Below are 14837 nucleotides of genomic sequence, written 5' to 3'. Positions count from 1 at the left end.
AAAGCTAACTTTTGTTAGCTTTTATTTTTTAGTACAGTAAAATAAAAATAGATGGAAACGTAGCGAGGATTTAAAGGAGGAAAAAATATGAGAATATTGCATATGAATGCAGGAGCAGAAGATGGGGGAGGGAAAACACATATTATTTCACTTCTCGATCAGTTTCCAACTGGTGAAGTAGAATTAGCAGTATTTGAAGATGGAATTGTTGCGAAGGAAGCAAGGGAGTTAGGGATAAAAGTCCATGTGTTTTCACAAAAATCGCGCTATGATTTATCCATTTTAAAGAATATAAGTGAATTTATTAATAAAGAAAAATTTGATGTAGTTCATACACATGGCCCTAGGGCTAATTTCTATGTTTCTTTAATGAAAAAGAGAATAAAGGCAAAATGGGTAACGACTATTCATAGTGATCCATTTCAAGACTTTACTAAACAGGGCTTAAAAGGTTGGATTTTTACGAAATTAAATTTGAAAGCCTTAAAAAATATAGACTTATTTTTCGTTGTAACAAATAGATTGAAAAAAAGCCTGGCAGCATTAGGTATTTCAAATGAAAAGATGCATGTTATTTATAATGGAATTGAATACGATAAGGAAAAAGCAGAAGGCTATAATAAAAAAGAAATGTTCAATATTGATGAAGATGTATTTACGGCAATCCAAGTAGCACGATTACATCCTGTCAAAGGGCATGAAGTTTTATTCGATGCGTTACAACAAACAAAATTAGAGAAAATTAAAGTATTATTAGTTGGCGATGGCCCATTAGAAGAAAATCTAAAGTCATTAGCTACTGAAAAAGGGATTAACGATAAAGTAGAGTTTTTAGGACATCGTCAAGATGTAAAACAATTATTTGCGTCGTCACATGTAAATTTATTAACTTCCCATAGTGAAGGGTTCCCACTAGTTTTATTAGAAGCGGCAAATCAACGCGTACCATCAATTGTGACTAGGGCTGGAGAAATTGAACCATTAATCGTAGATGAAACTTACGGATGGATTGTGCCAACAGGTGATGGAAAGGCATTAGCATTAGCTTTAGAAGAAGCGTATGATAAGTGGAAAACTGGAGAGTTAGCAGCAATGGGTAAACATATTTATGAGCATGCTACTATGAACTTCTCACTTCAAAAACTATATGAAGATACAAAGGAAACATATAAGCAATTAATAGCGAAAAACTTGTAATGATAGAGAGGATAGTTAACTATGGCAGTACAAACAGTTGATATTCTAGGCGTTCCTTTTTCTACAATGACAATGGATGAAACGGTCCAATATTTAAAAGAACAACTAGAAGCGGAGCGAACTCATACGTTTCAGGTAGTAACAGCAAACCCTGAAATTGTTATGTGCGCAAAAAAGGATGAAAAGTTCTATCAAACATTATTGAATACAGATTTAATTACACCTGATGGTATTGGGGTTGTAAAGGCAAGCGGGATGCTTGGTACACCTTTAAAAGAACGTGTAGCAGGTTTTGATTTAATGTGTAATTTACTTGCGAAGTTATCAGAAGATAGTAAGCCGGTATCTGTTTTCTTATTAGGTGCAAAGCCGCATGTTGTACAAGCTGCAGCAGATCATTTAACAAAGACATATTCAGCTGTATCCATCGCCGGTATACAAGATGGTTATTTTAAACAAGAAGACGAAGAGAATATTATTTCTCGCATTCAAGAAGCAAAACCAGATTTATTACTTGTTGCACTTGGTTTCCCGAGACAAGAGAACTTTATCCAAAACAATAAGCATCGTTTAGAAACGAAAATGGCTGTTGGAGTGGGTGGAAGTTTAGACGTATGGGCTGGAGAGGTAAAACGTGCACCAAAATGGATTCAAGCGATTCATTTAGAGTGGTTTTATAGATTATGCAGTAATCCAACACGCTGGCGTCGTCAGTTAGTATTAGCGGAATTTTTAAAAGAAGTAATGCGTTCGAAAAAGTAGCGAAATATCGCTGCTTTTTTTATTTGTTCATTTTTAATAAATTGAAACTTTAATCAGTGAGGCATCCCCACTGATTATTAGCTCTCACCAATCGGGATAGACGTTTTACTTTTTGGGAATGATGAAGGAGAATTTTTTACACAAAAGTATTTTACTTATACAATTCACACGTGTAAAATTATGTGTAAAGACACCTGTGTGAGGAGGACTTCTAGTGGGCAAGGTAAAAGAAATTTCGAAGCGCAAACTACTTGGTATAGCTGGGCTTGGATGGCTATTTGATGCAATGGATGTTGGAATGCTTTCATTTGTAATGGTAGCCTTGCAAAAGGATTGGGGATTAAGTACGCAAGAAATGGGCTGGATAGGCAGTATTAACTCAATCGGTATGGCAGTAGGAGCGCTTATTTTTGGGATACTATCAGATAAAATAGGGCGAAAATCAGTCTTTATTATTACATTATTATTATTTTCTATCGGTAGTGGTTTAACTGCATTAACAACAACACTTGCGATGTTTTTCGTTTTACGCTTTTTAATTGGTATGGGGCTTGGCGGAGAGCTTCCGGTTGCCTCTACACTAGTATCAGAGAGTGTTGAAGCGCATGAGCGTGGGAAAATTGTTGTTTTATTAGAAAGTTTTTGGGCAGGTGGATGGCTAATTGCAGCTCTTATCTCGTATTTTGTTATTCCTAAATATGGTTGGGAAGTTGCGATGGTATTGAGTGCAGTTCCAGCATTATATGCTTTATATTTAAGATGGAATTTACCGGATTCCCCAAGGTTCCAAAAAGTTGAAAAAAGGCCATCTGTTATTGAAAATATAAAATCAGTTTGGTCTGGGGAATATCGTAAAGCAACAATTATGCTATGGATTCTATGGTTTTGTGTTGTTTTTTCCTATTATGGAATGTTCCTTTGGTTACCGAGTGTAATGGTGCTAAAAGGATTTAGTTTAATAAAAAGTTTCCAATACGTACTTATTATGACATTAGCTCAACTTCCAGGATATTTCACAGCTGCTTGGTTTATTGAACGTCTCGGTCGTAAATTTGTTTTGGTTACGTATTTAATCGGGACAGCTTGCAGTGCTTATTTGTTTGGGGTTGCGGATTCATTAACAGTATTAATCGTGGCAGGTATGTTACTATCCTTCTTTAACTTAGGTGCTTGGGGAGCATTATACGCCTATACACCTGAGCAGTATCCAACGGTTATTCGTGGTACAGGTGCAGGAATGGCAGCAGCATTTGGTCGTATTGGTGGTATTCTTGGGCCACTATTAGTGGGATATTTAGTTGCCTCAGAAGCTTCACTATCATTAATATTTACGATTTTCTGTGGATCAATTTTAATTGGTGTATTCGCTGTAATAATACTTGGACAGGAAACGAAGCAACGAGAATTAGTATAAAGTGAAAATTTAAACGTATCCTGGATCGTTTATCATCCTACATTACTCGGCTCTTTATAGGCAGTTAGTACGGGATAAAGGGGGAGAGGAAACCGAAGTGGTTTCCTTTTTTCTGTTTTTTTAGATAAATAATGGTATAGTAAGAAAAAGGGATTATTTCTTATAAAAGCGAATGTATACAACAGGACATATGGACAAAGAATTAGGTGGTTGAAGAAATGAAAATTTTACTGATTATGGAAGAGGCAGAAGAGAGAAGAGAGTTAGCTGAAAATTTCACTGAAAATATGAGAAATGTAGAATGTTTTGAAGCAAAGACAGGAACAGAATCTTTATTTATGATGAAAAAACATATACCAGACTTTGTTTTTTTAAGTTCCAAATTACTAGATGGTACTGGTTTTGAATATGCAAGTTTATTACGAGAAATAAATTGCTATACAAAATTTATTTTTGTAGGTGAAAACATAGAAGAATCTATTACAGCTTTTCGTTTCCAAGCATTTTATTATTTATTGCGACCATTTCGTGAAGAAGATTTACAATTTCTTTTATATAAAATAGGTAAAGAACAAGGTGAGAAAGCAAAGAGTTATTTGCGAAAACTACCGATAGAAAGTCAAGAGGGCATACGATATATTCTTCCAGAAGATATCGTATATGTAAGTAAAAATAAAGAAAATAAAACTGTTTCAATTTACACAACGAATAATCAGTATATTTCAACATATACACTTCAGGAATTAGAAAATAAGCTAAATGCATATGATTTTTTACGTGTACATAAAAGCTATTTAATTAATATGTCATATGTAAAAGAACTGAAACCTTATTATAATGGCACGTATAATTTGTATTTAGATAGGTATGATGAGCAACCGATTCCAGTCAGTCGTAATTATGTAAAACGCCTTCGAAATAACATTGAATTATAGTAGATAATGAGAGTATTTTAACATGATAAACTGAAAAACCTTCATGATAGGGAGGATTCAAGTTAAATATTCAGAAAATTTAGTACAATCTCCACTAAGAAATAGTATTGGGGGAATTGTATGTGAAGACATTGAAATCGATCTTACTTTGGGGCGTTATTACAGCAGTAGGAGCAGGTGCTTTTGGGGTAATAGCTTTATCACAAGGTGAAACCATTAATGCTGTATGGCTCTTAGTAGCTGCCGTATGTGTATATGCAGTTGCTTATCGCTTTTATAGTAGATTTATAGCGAGAAAGGTTTTTAATTTAGATGATAATCGGCAAACACCAGCCCATACATTAAATGATGGGAAAGACTATGTTCCAACAAATAAGTGGGTATTGTTTGGACATCACTTTGCAGCGATTGCTGGAGCGGGACCTTTAGTAGGACCGATTTTAGCGGCACAAATGGGGTATTTACCAGGGACCATTTGGATTATTGTTGGGGTAGTTGTTGCGGGGGCTGTCCAAGATTTTGTTATTTTATTTGCTTCAATGAGACGTAATGGTAAATCGTTAGGAGAAATGATTAAAGATGAGATTGGACCTGTTACAGGACTAATTGCAATGATAGGTATTTTAGGAATTATGATTATTTTATTAGCAGTATTAGCGTTGGTCGTAGTAAAGGCACTAATCGGAAGTCCTTGGGGAATGTTTACGATAGCAGCAACGATTCCTATCGCTATTTTAATGGGAGTTTATATGCGCTATATTAGGCCTGGTCGTGTTGGAGAAGGATCAGTAATCGGTATTATCCTACTTATTTTATCTCTTGTTGGAGGACAGTATGTAGCAGAAAATCCAACACTTGCAAGTATGTTCACATTTAGTGGTGAAACAATTGCTATTATGCTTATTGTATATGGATTTATTGCATCTGCATTACCAGTTTGGATGCTTTTAGCACCACGTGATTATTTAAGTACATTTTTAAAAGTTGGAACAATTGTAGGGTTAGCAATCGGTATCTTAATTGTAGCACCAGATTTACAAATGCCAGCAGTTTCGAAATTTATTGATGGAACTGGTCCTGTGTTCTCTGGAAACTTATTCCCATTCTTATTTATTACTATTGCTTGCGGTGCAGTGTCTGGATTCCATGCTCTTGTTTCATCAGGTACGACGCCGAAGATGATTGAGCAAGAGGGACACGCACAGCCAATCGGTTATGGAGCAATGTTAATGGAGTCGTTTGTAGCAGCGATGGCGATGATTGCAGCTTGTGTATTAACACCGGGAACGTATTTTGCAATTAATAGTCCCGCAGCACTTATCGGTACAGATGTCTCGCAGGCAGCTCAAGTTATTTCCTCATGGGGATTTGCTATTACACCAAATGAACTAAAAGATCTCGCTGTAAATGTTGGAGAGCAAACGATTTTATCACGTACAGGTGGTGCGCCAACATTAGCGATAGGTATGGCATATATTTTCTCACAAGTAATAGGTGGAACGGCCATGATGGCATTTTGGTATCATTTTGCGATTCTCTTTGAAGCCCTATTTATTTTAACAACGATTGATGCCGGAACGCGTGTCGGCCGATTTATGATTCAAGATATTTTAGGGCATGTATATAAGCCATTTGGGAAAACGGATTCTACATTAGCGAATGTAATCGCTACAACATTATGTGTATTAGGGTGGGGATATTTCTTATACCAAGGGGTAATAGATCCGCTCGGTGGAATTAATACATTATGGCCACTTTTCGGTATTGCAAATCAAATGCTAGCAGGTATTGCATTATTACTTGGAACGACAATTTTGTTCAAAATGGGAAAAAAGGCGTACGTTTGGGTAACACTTATTCCAACTGTCGGGTTACTGATTGTAACAATGACGGCGGGGTATCAAAAGCTATTTCATGAAAATCCTAAAATTGGATTTCTATCGCATGCAAAGGTATTTCAGAGAGCATTAGATGAGGGAAAAGTGTTAGCGCCAGCTAAAAATGTCGCTCAAATGAAGCAAATTATTTTCAATGATTATATTGATGCAGCGCTTTGTGGGATTTTTATGATAGTTGTAATCGCTGTGTTAATTTCAGCACTTCGAATTTGGATACAAGTATTAAGAAATAAGCCAATGCCGTTAAAGGAGGCACCATATATTCCGAGAGATGAAAGTGAGTCGAGGAACTATGCTTAAAAAGCTGTGGCAAGTATGGAGGGAAAGAAAACGCTTTATTAGTTTGCTCGTTGGGGTACCAAGTTATGAAGTATATGTGGAGCATATGAAAAAGCATCATCCTGAAGAAGAGGTTTTATGTCAAAAGCAATTTTTTGCTGAGGCACAAGAAGCAAGATTTAACGCAAAGGGTGGAAAAATATCACGCTGTTGTTAATGAAAAAGGGCGAGTTTTCGCCCTTTTTATTTTTTTGCTGTTTCACGTGGAACAGCAAAAAATAAATAAAAACTTTGGGAATTATAGGGATTTCGTATACAATAAAGTAAGGAAAGGGATAGATAGAAAAGTAAGGAGATCATTTTATGTTAAAGGACTTATTTGTAAATACAACAATTATTCTTTCCTTTATTTTTGTTGGAGGTCAGCTTTTAAGAGATAAGCCGTTAAAAGAAGGATTCTCTTTTGGGCAGAAATGTGTAGTAGGCATTTTTACTGGGATACTAGGTATATTACTAATGTATTTCGGTGTTCGTGTTGGTACCATCCTATTGGATTTACGCTACTTAGCTGTTATTCTAGCTGTTATTATTGGAGGGCCGATAGCGAGTACCATAACAATTATTATGATTTTAGTAACTAGACTGTTGTTTATGGATTATTCATTAGCTTCTCAAGTGGCCTTTTATACAATCATTGCGATAGGAATAGGGAGTATCTTTATTTCGCGTATGAAGCTTTCTTTAGGGGAAAAGTGGGTATGGTTACACGCATATATTTTATCTATTCTAATCCCAGCGTTATATATATGGTTAATTAAAGAGATCCACATAGTGGGATTATATTTAATTTCTAGTATTATTACAGGTTACATAACATTCATAAGTGCAAATTATGTTTTACAATCCAATGAGCTATTTCAAACGATGAAGCAATACGCAACGATAGATGCATTGACAGGTCTAGGAAACGTAAGACAGTTTGATTTAGAGATGAATCGTCATATTAGTAATAAACACTTGAAAAATGATTCTCTTTGTTTACTACTTATAGATATTGACCATTTTAAGCATGTAAATGATACGTATGGGCACCCAGCGGGAGACGAAGTGTTAAAACAAGTAGGGCATATTTTGCGAGAAATGTCAGCATTTCCGGATTTGGTTTTTCGAAAGGGTGGAGAGGAGTTTGCGCTTTTGATACCAAGGAAAGGAATAGCTTATGGAATTCATGTTGGGGAACAAACTCGTATAGCTGTTGAAAAACATTCATTTGAATTGTTAGATGGAACAAAAATAAAAATTACAGTTTCGGTAGGGGTTTCAGAGTATGAAGGGGCATCAGAGCAATTTATTCAAGCGGCGGATGATGCGTTATACTACTCGAAACGAAATGGTAGAAATAAGGTCAGCTCTGCATCTTAAAGATAAGATGACCGGAAGACATAAAGCTTATAAAAAACACTCACAGAGGCAATGTATGAACCTTGTGAGTGTTTTTATTTATATATTAGACAAGTTCTTTTGATACAACGAATTTACGATATGCACCATGGTGAGTTGGACCTACGTATTCGTTAATTTTGAATGAGTAACGAATAGCAGCTGTGATGAATTCTTTAGCAGTTTTTACTGCTTCTTTCACAGGTTTTCCTTTTGCAAGTTCTGCTGTAATTGCAGCAGAATATGTGCAACCTGCGCCGTGTGTATTTGTAGTATCAATTTTTTCTGATTCTAAAAGATCGAATGTTTCTCCATCATATAGGACGTCGATTGCAGTTTCCGTACCAAGTTTGCTTCCGCCTTTAATTAGTACGTATTTGGCACCTAAAGCGTGGATTTTCTTCGCTGCTTCTTTCATGTCCTCAAGAGAATTAATTTTCACACCGCTTAATTGGTAAGCTTCAAATAAGTTTGGCGTTACAACTAATGCCTTTGGCACAAGAACGTCACGTAAGCAATCGTTCGTTTCAGGGTGTAATGCTTCATCTGCACCTTTACATACCATAACAGGGTCAACTACTACATTTTTGAAATTGTGCTTTTCGATTGTTTCTGCAACCATTTCAATAATTTCTACTGATCCAAGCATACCTGTTTTTAAAGCGTCTACGCCAACACCTTCAATTGTTGTTTCTAATTGTGGTTTTAATGTAGAAGCTGGGATTGGAAATACGTTATGTGCCCAACCGTTATGTGGATCCATCGTTACGATTGTTGTAAGAGATGTCATTCCGTATACGCCCAGTTCTTGGAATGTTTTTAAATCTGCTTGTATACCAGCACCGCCACTTGTGTCAGAACCAGCGATAGTAAGTGCTTTATTTAATGTCATTATGAAAGCCCCCTCGAGTGATATAATGAAAACTATGTTTTCACCATTATATCAATGTTACGAATAAGTACAAAGTGAAAAGTAGATGATTTATTTTAAGAGCTATTTAAAATCTTGTATGCAGGAGAATGAGTATGTTTCGAGATAATCGTACGAATGAATTAGTTATATTAAAGGAAATTGCAGAAACATTAAATACATCAAATGATACATATCATGTATTGCAAGCTGTCCTCGAGAAATTGCTAAGTGTAACAGGTTTAACGACAGGATGGATTTTTCTTGCGGATGAAAATGGGAAGTATACGAAGTTAATTGATTATCAATTACCAGAGGCACTTACATATAAAAATAAACGCCCGATGTGCGAAGGTGAATGTTGGTGTTTACGAGGTTTTGTAGATGGAAAATTAGAGAGAGCCGTTAATATTATTGAATGTAAAAGAATTAATAATGCAATTGAATATAATTGGGGGGATACGGAGGGCATTCTTCATCATGCTACGGTTCCTTTAAAAGCTGGGGGAGAAAAATTTGGGGTGTTAAATGTTGCAAGTCCGGGTAAAACACATTTTTCAGAAGAAGAATTAGTATTACTCCAATCGGTTGCCTTCCAAATTGGTACGGCTTTAAAGCGAACAAAATTATATGAAAATGAAAAGAGAAGAGCACATTATTATGTGAAATTAGAGCGTTTCATTCAAGATTTAAAAATGATTCATAAGTTTAATGTACTACCTGAAAAGGTGGTAAATCACGTAGGTGAAGTATTTCAATGGAATCAAGTAGCGCTTTTTATTAGGGAGGAAAAAGAATTATCTCTGCGAGCGTCTTACGTTCAGGAAGAGTTACAAGAGGATGTAAAAGAGGCGGCCAAGAAGGCGTTAGAACAAGATGAACCAGTTCTAATAAAACATCAAATAGGACATAATGTACATCTAAATCGAGCTGTTATTGCTACACCAATACATATTCAAAGCCATATATTTGGTGTTTTATGTGTTAGTTTGAATAATGGAGAGTTTGATGCTAATACAATAGATGTAATTCAAGCATTATCGAACCATGTTTCGTTAATAATAGAGAATTTGAGGTTAAACGAGCAGCGCCGTGAACTTGTACGAATGGAAGAAAGAAATCGGTTAGCAAGAGATTTACATGATTCTGTTTCGCAAAAATTATTTTCATTAACCTTCATGACAAAAGGCGCCGAGGCAGTTTTAAAAGGTAAAAATGAAAAGGTAGATCAATCTTTGCATGAGATGCGTGAACTTGCGCAAGGAGCTTTGAAAGAAATGAGGACATTAATTTGGCAGCTTCGTCCGGCAGGATTAGAAAAAGGATTATTGCCAGCTCTAAAGCAGTACGGTGAAAATTTGGGACTGAAAATTAGGGAGCAAGTTACGGGTGTTCGTGATTTACCTCGTGTAGTAGAAGAAGCTTTGTGGCGCATAGGCCAAGAAGCACTGAACAATGTAAGTAAGCATGCAGGTGTAAAAGAAGCGACGATTTATTTTACAGTGAATGAGAAAAATGTATCATTAGAAATAGTTGATCAAGGGAAGGGCTTTGTGGAAAAGAATATAAAAGAAAAGAAATCACTAGGTATGACTACGATGCGTGAAAGAGTAGAATTAGTTGGTGGAACAATTAAAATTGTAAGTAGTAATAAACGAACGAGCGTAAAAGTAAATGTACCATTATGATGTGAAAATGAGGGAAGTTTGTGAAAATAAAAGTATTGTTAGTTGATGATCATACAGTCGTTTTAAAAGGATTAGCATTTTTCTTAAGTACACAGGAAGATTTAGAGTTAGTTGGAGAAGCGAATAATGGGAAAGAAGCGTTAGTGAAAGTAGGAGAAACAAATCCCGATGTTATATTAATGGATTTATATATGCCTGAAATGGATGGTGTTGAGGCGACGGCATATATAAAAAAAGAGTATCCAAATGTGAAAGTAATTGTATTAACTAGCTTTTCTGATCAGGCGCATGTGTTACCTGCATTAAGGGCTGGAGCAAGTGGGTATATTTTAAAAGATGTAGAACCAGATCAGCTTGTTGAGGCTATTCGAAGTGCATATAAAGGTAATATTCAATTACATCCGGATATAGCAAATGCTCTTCTCTCTCAAACATTACCTGTAGAAGAAAAGGAAGAAGAACCTTCTATTCAAGTGGATGTGCTAACAGCGAGAGAAAATGAAGTATTGCAGCTATTAGCGAAAGGGATGAGCAATAAGGAAATTGCATCTGTTTTAGTTATTACAGAAAAGACGGTTAAGGCGCATGTAAGTAGCATTTTGAGTAAGTTGAATTTATCTGATCGTACGCAAGCGGCATTATATGCAGTTAAAAATGGAATTGTATAAGACGAAAGTCGTAAGACCAAGTTCGCCTTTAGAAGGTGGACTTTTTTTATGGAAAAATACGTCTATGTGAGGACGAAATTGTCTTTATATAAAGATAAAATATGTTTGTAAGCAACAAAACAACAATTACAAGGGATACCTTTTTTGAAAGCATATAACAACATAAGAGTGAGTACTAGGAGGAATAAATAATGGCAACAGTTTTATTCGTTAAAGCAAATAACCGTCCAGCGGAACAAGCAGTTAGTGTAAAATTATATGAGGCATTTTTAGTGAACTATAAAGAAGCACACCCAAATGATACAGTAGTAGAACTTGATTTATATAAAGAAGAATTACCATACGTAGGCGTAGACATGATCAATGGTACATTCAAGGTAGGTAAAGGATTTGATTTAACAGAAGAAGAAGCAAAAGCAGTAGCAGTTGCTGATAAGTATTTAAATCAATTCCTAGAAGCTGATAAAGTTGTTTTCGGCTTCCCATTATGGAACTTAACGATTCCAGCAGTATTGCACACATATATTGATTATTTAAACCGTGCTGGTAAAACGTTCAAATATACGCCAGAGGGTCCAGTTGGCCTAATCGGAGATAAGAAGATTGCATTATTAAATGCACGAGGCGGCGTATATTCAGAAGGGCCAGCAGCTGAGGTAGAAATGGCTGTTAAATATGTAGCAAGTATGATGGGCTTCTTCGGCGCAACAAACATGGAAACAGTAGTTATTGAAGGACATAACCAATTCCCAGATAAAGCAGAAGAAATTATTGCTGCAGGTCTTGAAGAAGCAGCTAAAGTAGCAAGTAAATTTTAATTAAAATTATACTCGTCACTCGAAAAAACAGCATTAACGTTTATATGTTAATGCTGTTTTTTTATATTTTTAGTTCATCAGCAAGTTTTTCTAATGTATTTCGATCTTTTATATAATATGTTCGGCCTTCTTTTCTTAAATAATTTTGTTGGCAAAACTGATTTAATACATATAAAAGATGACGGTAGCTGACATTTAAATATTCCGAGGCCTCGGTATGCTTTTCTATATAACAATTATTTTGCTCTGTTAATAAAATAAAAGCAGCTAATCGATTTTCAAAAGGATAACTATAGTTTTTTGCGTAATTTTCAGTGCGAGTAATTGTCTTTTCTCCAATAAATTTACATAAGTGCTGTAAAAACGTTGCATCTTGTAATAAAAGTTGCTGACAATCTTTAAGAGGAAGTGCCAAACACACACAATCTTCTAGTACTTCAACGGATTAGTAATATTTTCTACTCCTATTAATCCTAATTCCCCGATAAAAGATGGTGCTTGAATAAAATTAATTAATGAAACCTTCCCGTTTTTATGACTCATATATATTTTGGCTCTCCCAGAAATTAAGTAATAGAGATAAGGGAGAGCATTTCCTTCACTACATATCATCTCTTTCGTTTGAAAAGAATGCAGCTCTACATATGGCAAGACATGAAATGAAAATAGGGTATGGAATTGATGGATTCGCATGTATTGATAAATTTCTTCCTCATTTTTGCTGATTTTCATATTTTCACCCCTATGTATAGTATGAGATATCTCCTATTATCTTTACAAGAAGGAATGATACGATTTATGTAAATTTGTTTTTGTAGAAAAGAGAGTGTGATGAATTTATGAAAAAATATAAAACATTGTTATTTGATGTAGATGATACATTACTAGACTTCCAAAAGGCTGAAAAAGTGGCTTTACGGGTACTTTTTGAAGAGAAGGGAATCCCTTTAACAGATGAGATAGAGGCTCGTTATAAAAAAATAAATAAAGGTCTTTGGGATGCTTTTGAAAAAGGTGAACTATCACGCAATGAAGTTGTAAATACACGATTCTCTCTGTTGTTTAAAGAGTATGGAGAAGAAGTAAATGGAATATTATTCGAAAATAATTATCGTAACTACTTAGAAGAAGGAAATCAACTCATGCAAGGTGCATTTGAATTTATAAATCAAATTCAAGGGGAGTATGAGTTGTATATAGTGACAAATGGTGTTTCTAAGACGCAAGATAAACGTTTGCGTAATGCAGGGTTACATTCATTGTTTAAAGATGTTTTTGTTTCGGAAGATACAGGTTTTCAAAAGCCGATGAAAGAGTATTTTGATTATGTTTTTGAACGGATTCCTAACTTTGCACCTGAAGAAGGGCTGATTATTGGGGATTCATTAAGCGCAGATATTAAAGGTGGATATGTAGCGGGAATTGATACTTGTTGGTTTAATCCAGAAAGGAAGTTAAATGATAGTGGGATTATACCGACATATGAAGTGCATAATTTTGAGGAGTTAGAAGCGTTATTAAAGCAGCATGTGTAATAAAAAAATAGACAGTGGAGCTTTCGTCTACACTGTCTATTTTTGTTAATTTGTATTTTCGTTATGTTTTGGGAGTGGAAAGGCATTCCCAATAGCAGCTGCACCAAGCATTGGCAATAGTAAATTAAGCGGGAAAAACATAAGTAATAGCAATGTAATAGCTATTGGCTTTCGTAACGCATAGCTCGAAATTGCTGTCGTTACGATAGCAACGGATGCTACTGGATCTATAGGAAGAATAGATGCTATAGCGTATCCAATACTTGATCCGGAAAATATAATTGGGAATATATGTCCACCCCGCCACCCTGTGTTCAAACAAACGGCAGTAATACACAACTTTAAAATCCCTGAAAGAAGTAGTATCCAAAAAGATAAATGGCTCCATTCAACAACTAACTCTTTTAATTGATGTTCCCCTGAAAATAATGTGTACGGAAGAAAAGTTCCTGCAATTCCTAATAAAATGCCACCGATAATTCCGAGTGTCAGCTTGTATTCTCTAAAAGGGTGAATGAACTTTTCTAATGTGAATTCTAACTTGAAATAAAAGAAACCAACTATAGCGCCGATACTAGCAAGTGGAAGAAATGCAATCCATTCATTGAAAGAAAGTGCACCTTCCCCGAAATCAACAATAAAGGATCCACGATTATCAAGTTTACTCAGTAGTAAATAAACAGAAAAACCTGCGAAAGTAGTAGCTAAGTATACAATTGCCTTTTTTCCTTTAGAAAAAGCAGCAATTTGTTCCCCCTCATTTTCATTCGGTGCTAAATAACCGAATAATGGTGCGTTAAAAATGACACTTAAAGTAGCGCCAATTCCGATCTCGGTTAGCTCATTCATACCCTTTAAGGCAAATTTAAAGCGATCCCCTACCCATGTGCACAGTCCGCCTATAATTCCAACTAGTGCGGCTTCTGGACCAAGACTAGCTCCGAAAATTAAAACAATAATCGCTGTTAAAGTAGCCTGATGGACAAAGCGATATTCGATTCGACCAGTTTTTTTATATTCAGCCATTACTTCAGGCATAAGGCGTGGATATATACCGAAATATTTTTGTGATAGACCAACGAGGACCCCGCCAATTATTGTTACGCAAAGGGTGTAATAAGAGGGATAAGAGAGAACTTCAGGCAAGTATCCCCAAATAAAGTGGATTCCAATATTTATTGTGACTAAAAATAACCAGACTGTAGCTCCTACTATAGATCCTAGAAGAATGCCATATAGAGCAAGTATGTAATGCATATCTTTTTTATTTGTCATGTTATACCTCCGTTATGT

At 35.5% G+C, this 14837-nt stretch carries 13 protein-coding genes and 1 pseudogene; 11 read left to right on the top strand and 3 right to left on the bottom strand.

All coding sequences use genetic code 11. The features are described from left to right. Positions 1-87 precede the first annotated feature (87 nt). The 7 genes from V6946_RS28990 (at position 88) to V6946_RS28960 (ending at position 7907) form a co-directional block, all read left to right on the top strand. On the top strand, positions 88-1197 hold the full coding sequence (locus tag V6946_RS28990) for a glycosyltransferase family 4 protein (RefSeq protein WP_001221227.1): 1110 nt from the start codon (positions 88-90) through the stop codon (positions 1195-1197). Positions 1198-1218: 21 nt separating this feature from the next. Further along, positions 1219-1959, top strand: coding sequence for a WecB/TagA/CpsF family glycosyltransferase (locus V6946_RS28985; protein ID WP_000290748.1), 741 nt, complete (start codon positions 1219-1221; stop codon positions 1957-1959). 214 nt (positions 1960-2173) lie between these two features. Continuing rightward, positions 2174-3373, top strand: a complete 1200-nt coding sequence (locus tag V6946_RS28980; protein WP_006921962.1) for an MFS transporter — start codon at positions 2174-2176, stop codon at positions 3371-3373. 218 nt (positions 3374-3591) lie between these two features. Continuing rightward, positions 3592-4308, top strand: a complete 717-nt coding sequence (locus tag V6946_RS28975; RefSeq protein WP_000698256.1) for a LytTR family DNA-binding domain-containing protein — start codon at positions 3592-3594, stop codon at positions 4306-4308. 122 nt (positions 4309-4430) lie between these two features. Beyond that, the gene (cstA, locus tag V6946_RS28970) at positions 4431-6506 is read left to right on the top strand and encodes a carbon starvation protein CstA (RefSeq protein WP_000854314.1); all 2076 of its coding nucleotides are present in this window, start codon (positions 4431-4433) and stop codon (positions 6504-6506) included. Continuing rightward, the gene (locus V6946_RS28965; RefSeq protein ID WP_000914505.1) at positions 6499-6702 is read left to right on the top strand and encodes a YbdD/YjiX family protein; all 204 of its coding nucleotides are present in this window, start codon (positions 6499-6501) and stop codon (positions 6700-6702) included. The genes cstA and V6946_RS28965 overlap by 8 nt, the downstream gene beginning before the upstream one ends. Positions 6703-6848: 146 nt before the next feature. Further along, entirely contained in the window at positions 6849-7907 is a 1059-nt protein-coding gene (locus V6946_RS28960; RefSeq protein WP_000910190.1) for a diguanylate cyclase, read from the top strand. Positions 7908-7992: 85 nt separating this feature from the next. Here V6946_RS28960 and pdxK read toward each other — a convergent pair whose 3' ends face one another. After that, positions 7993-8817: a pyridoxine/pyridoxal/pyridoxamine kinase gene (pdxK, locus tag V6946_RS28955; RefSeq protein WP_000174252.1), complete on the bottom strand. Its 825-nt coding sequence runs from the start codon at positions 8815-8817 to the stop codon at positions 7993-7995. Between the two features lie 134 nt (positions 8818-8951). On the opposite strand from pdxK, the gene V6946_RS28950 reads away from it, so the two are divergent. The 3 genes from V6946_RS28950 (at position 8952) to V6946_RS28940 (ending at position 12009) form a co-directional block, all read left to right on the top strand. Continuing rightward, positions 8952-10523 (top strand): GAF domain-containing sensor histidine kinase, encoded by a 1572-nt coding sequence (locus V6946_RS28950; RefSeq protein WP_000488148.1) that lies wholly within the window; start codon positions 8952-8954, stop codon positions 10521-10523. 20 nt (positions 10524-10543) lie between these two features. Further along, positions 10544-11191: a response regulator transcription factor gene (locus V6946_RS28945; RefSeq protein WP_000695799.1), complete on the top strand. Its 648-nt coding sequence runs from the start codon at positions 10544-10546 to the stop codon at positions 11189-11191. A 191-nt stretch (positions 11192-11382) separates the two neighbouring features. After that, positions 11383-12009 carry an FMN-dependent NADH-azoreductase gene (locus V6946_RS28940; protein WP_000246744.1) on the top strand — a complete coding sequence of 209 codons (627 nt, stop codon included), beginning with the start codon at positions 11383-11385 and terminating at the stop codon, positions 12007-12009. Between the two features lie 61 nt (positions 12010-12070). On the opposite strand, the pseudogene V6946_RS28935 reads toward V6946_RS28940, so the two are convergent. Continuing rightward, positions 12071-12741 (bottom strand): annotated as a pseudogene (locus tag V6946_RS28935) (transcriptional regulator YeiL). A 107-nt stretch (positions 12742-12848) separates the two neighbouring features. Between V6946_RS28935 and V6946_RS28930 the strand changes: the two are divergent. Continuing rightward, on the top strand, positions 12849-13544 hold the full coding sequence (locus V6946_RS28930; protein ID WP_000760196.1) for a YjjG family noncanonical pyrimidine nucleotidase: 696 nt from the start codon (positions 12849-12851) through the stop codon (positions 13542-13544). A 45-nt stretch (positions 13545-13589) separates the two neighbouring features. Here the strand turns inward: V6946_RS28930 and V6946_RS28925 are convergent, their stop codons facing one another. Next, the gene (locus V6946_RS28925; RefSeq protein ID WP_006921971.1) at positions 13590-14819 is read right to left on the bottom strand and encodes a chloride channel protein; all 1230 of its coding nucleotides are present in this window, start codon (positions 14817-14819) and stop codon (positions 13590-13592) included. Positions 14820-14837: the final 18 nt, after the last annotated feature.

Source organism: Bacillus sp. PPSBB_2, from assembly GCF_045291115.1.
Lineage (GTDB): Bacteria > Bacillota > Bacilli > Bacillales > Bacillaceae_G > Bacillus_A > Bacillus_A cereus.
Note: the sequence above shows the minus strand (reverse complement) of the source record. Positions and strands in the feature narration are given on the sequence as shown.

Bases quoted from the DNA above. Each gene is read 5' to 3' on its own strand.
- V6946_RS28985 (WP_000290748.1), top strand. From the start codon at position 1,219: ATGGCAGTACAAACAGTTGATATTCTAGGCGTTCCTTTTTCTACAATG.
- V6946_RS28925 (WP_006921971.1), bottom strand. From the start codon at position 14,819: ATGACAAATAAAAAAGATATGCATTACATACTTGCTCTATATGGCATT.
- V6946_RS28975 (WP_000698256.1), top strand. From the start codon at position 3,592: ATGAAAATTTTACTGATTATGGAAGAGGCAGAAGAGAGAAGAGAGTTA.
- V6946_RS28940 (WP_000246744.1), top strand. From the start codon at position 11,383: ATGGCAACAGTTTTATTCGTTAAAGCAAATAACCGTCCAGCGGAACAA.
- V6946_RS28930 (WP_000760196.1), top strand. From the start codon at position 12,849: ATGAAAAAATATAAAACATTGTTATTTGATGTAGATGATACATTACTA.
- V6946_RS28950 (WP_000488148.1), top strand. From the start codon at position 8,952: ATGTTTCGAGATAATCGTACGAATGAATTAGTTATATTAAAGGAAATT.
- V6946_RS28965 (WP_000914505.1), top strand. From the start codon at position 6,499: ATGCTTAAAAAGCTGTGGCAAGTATGGAGGGAAAGAAAACGCTTTATT.
- V6946_RS28960 (WP_000910190.1), top strand. From the start codon at position 6,849: ATGTTAAAGGACTTATTTGTAAATACAACAATTATTCTTTCCTTTATT.
- pdxK (WP_000174252.1), bottom strand. From the start codon at position 8,817: ATGACATTAAATAAAGCACTTACTATCGCTGGTTCTGACACAAGTGGC.
- V6946_RS28990 (WP_001221227.1), top strand. From the start codon at position 88: ATGAGAATATTGCATATGAATGCAGGAGCAGAAGATGGGGGAGGGAAA.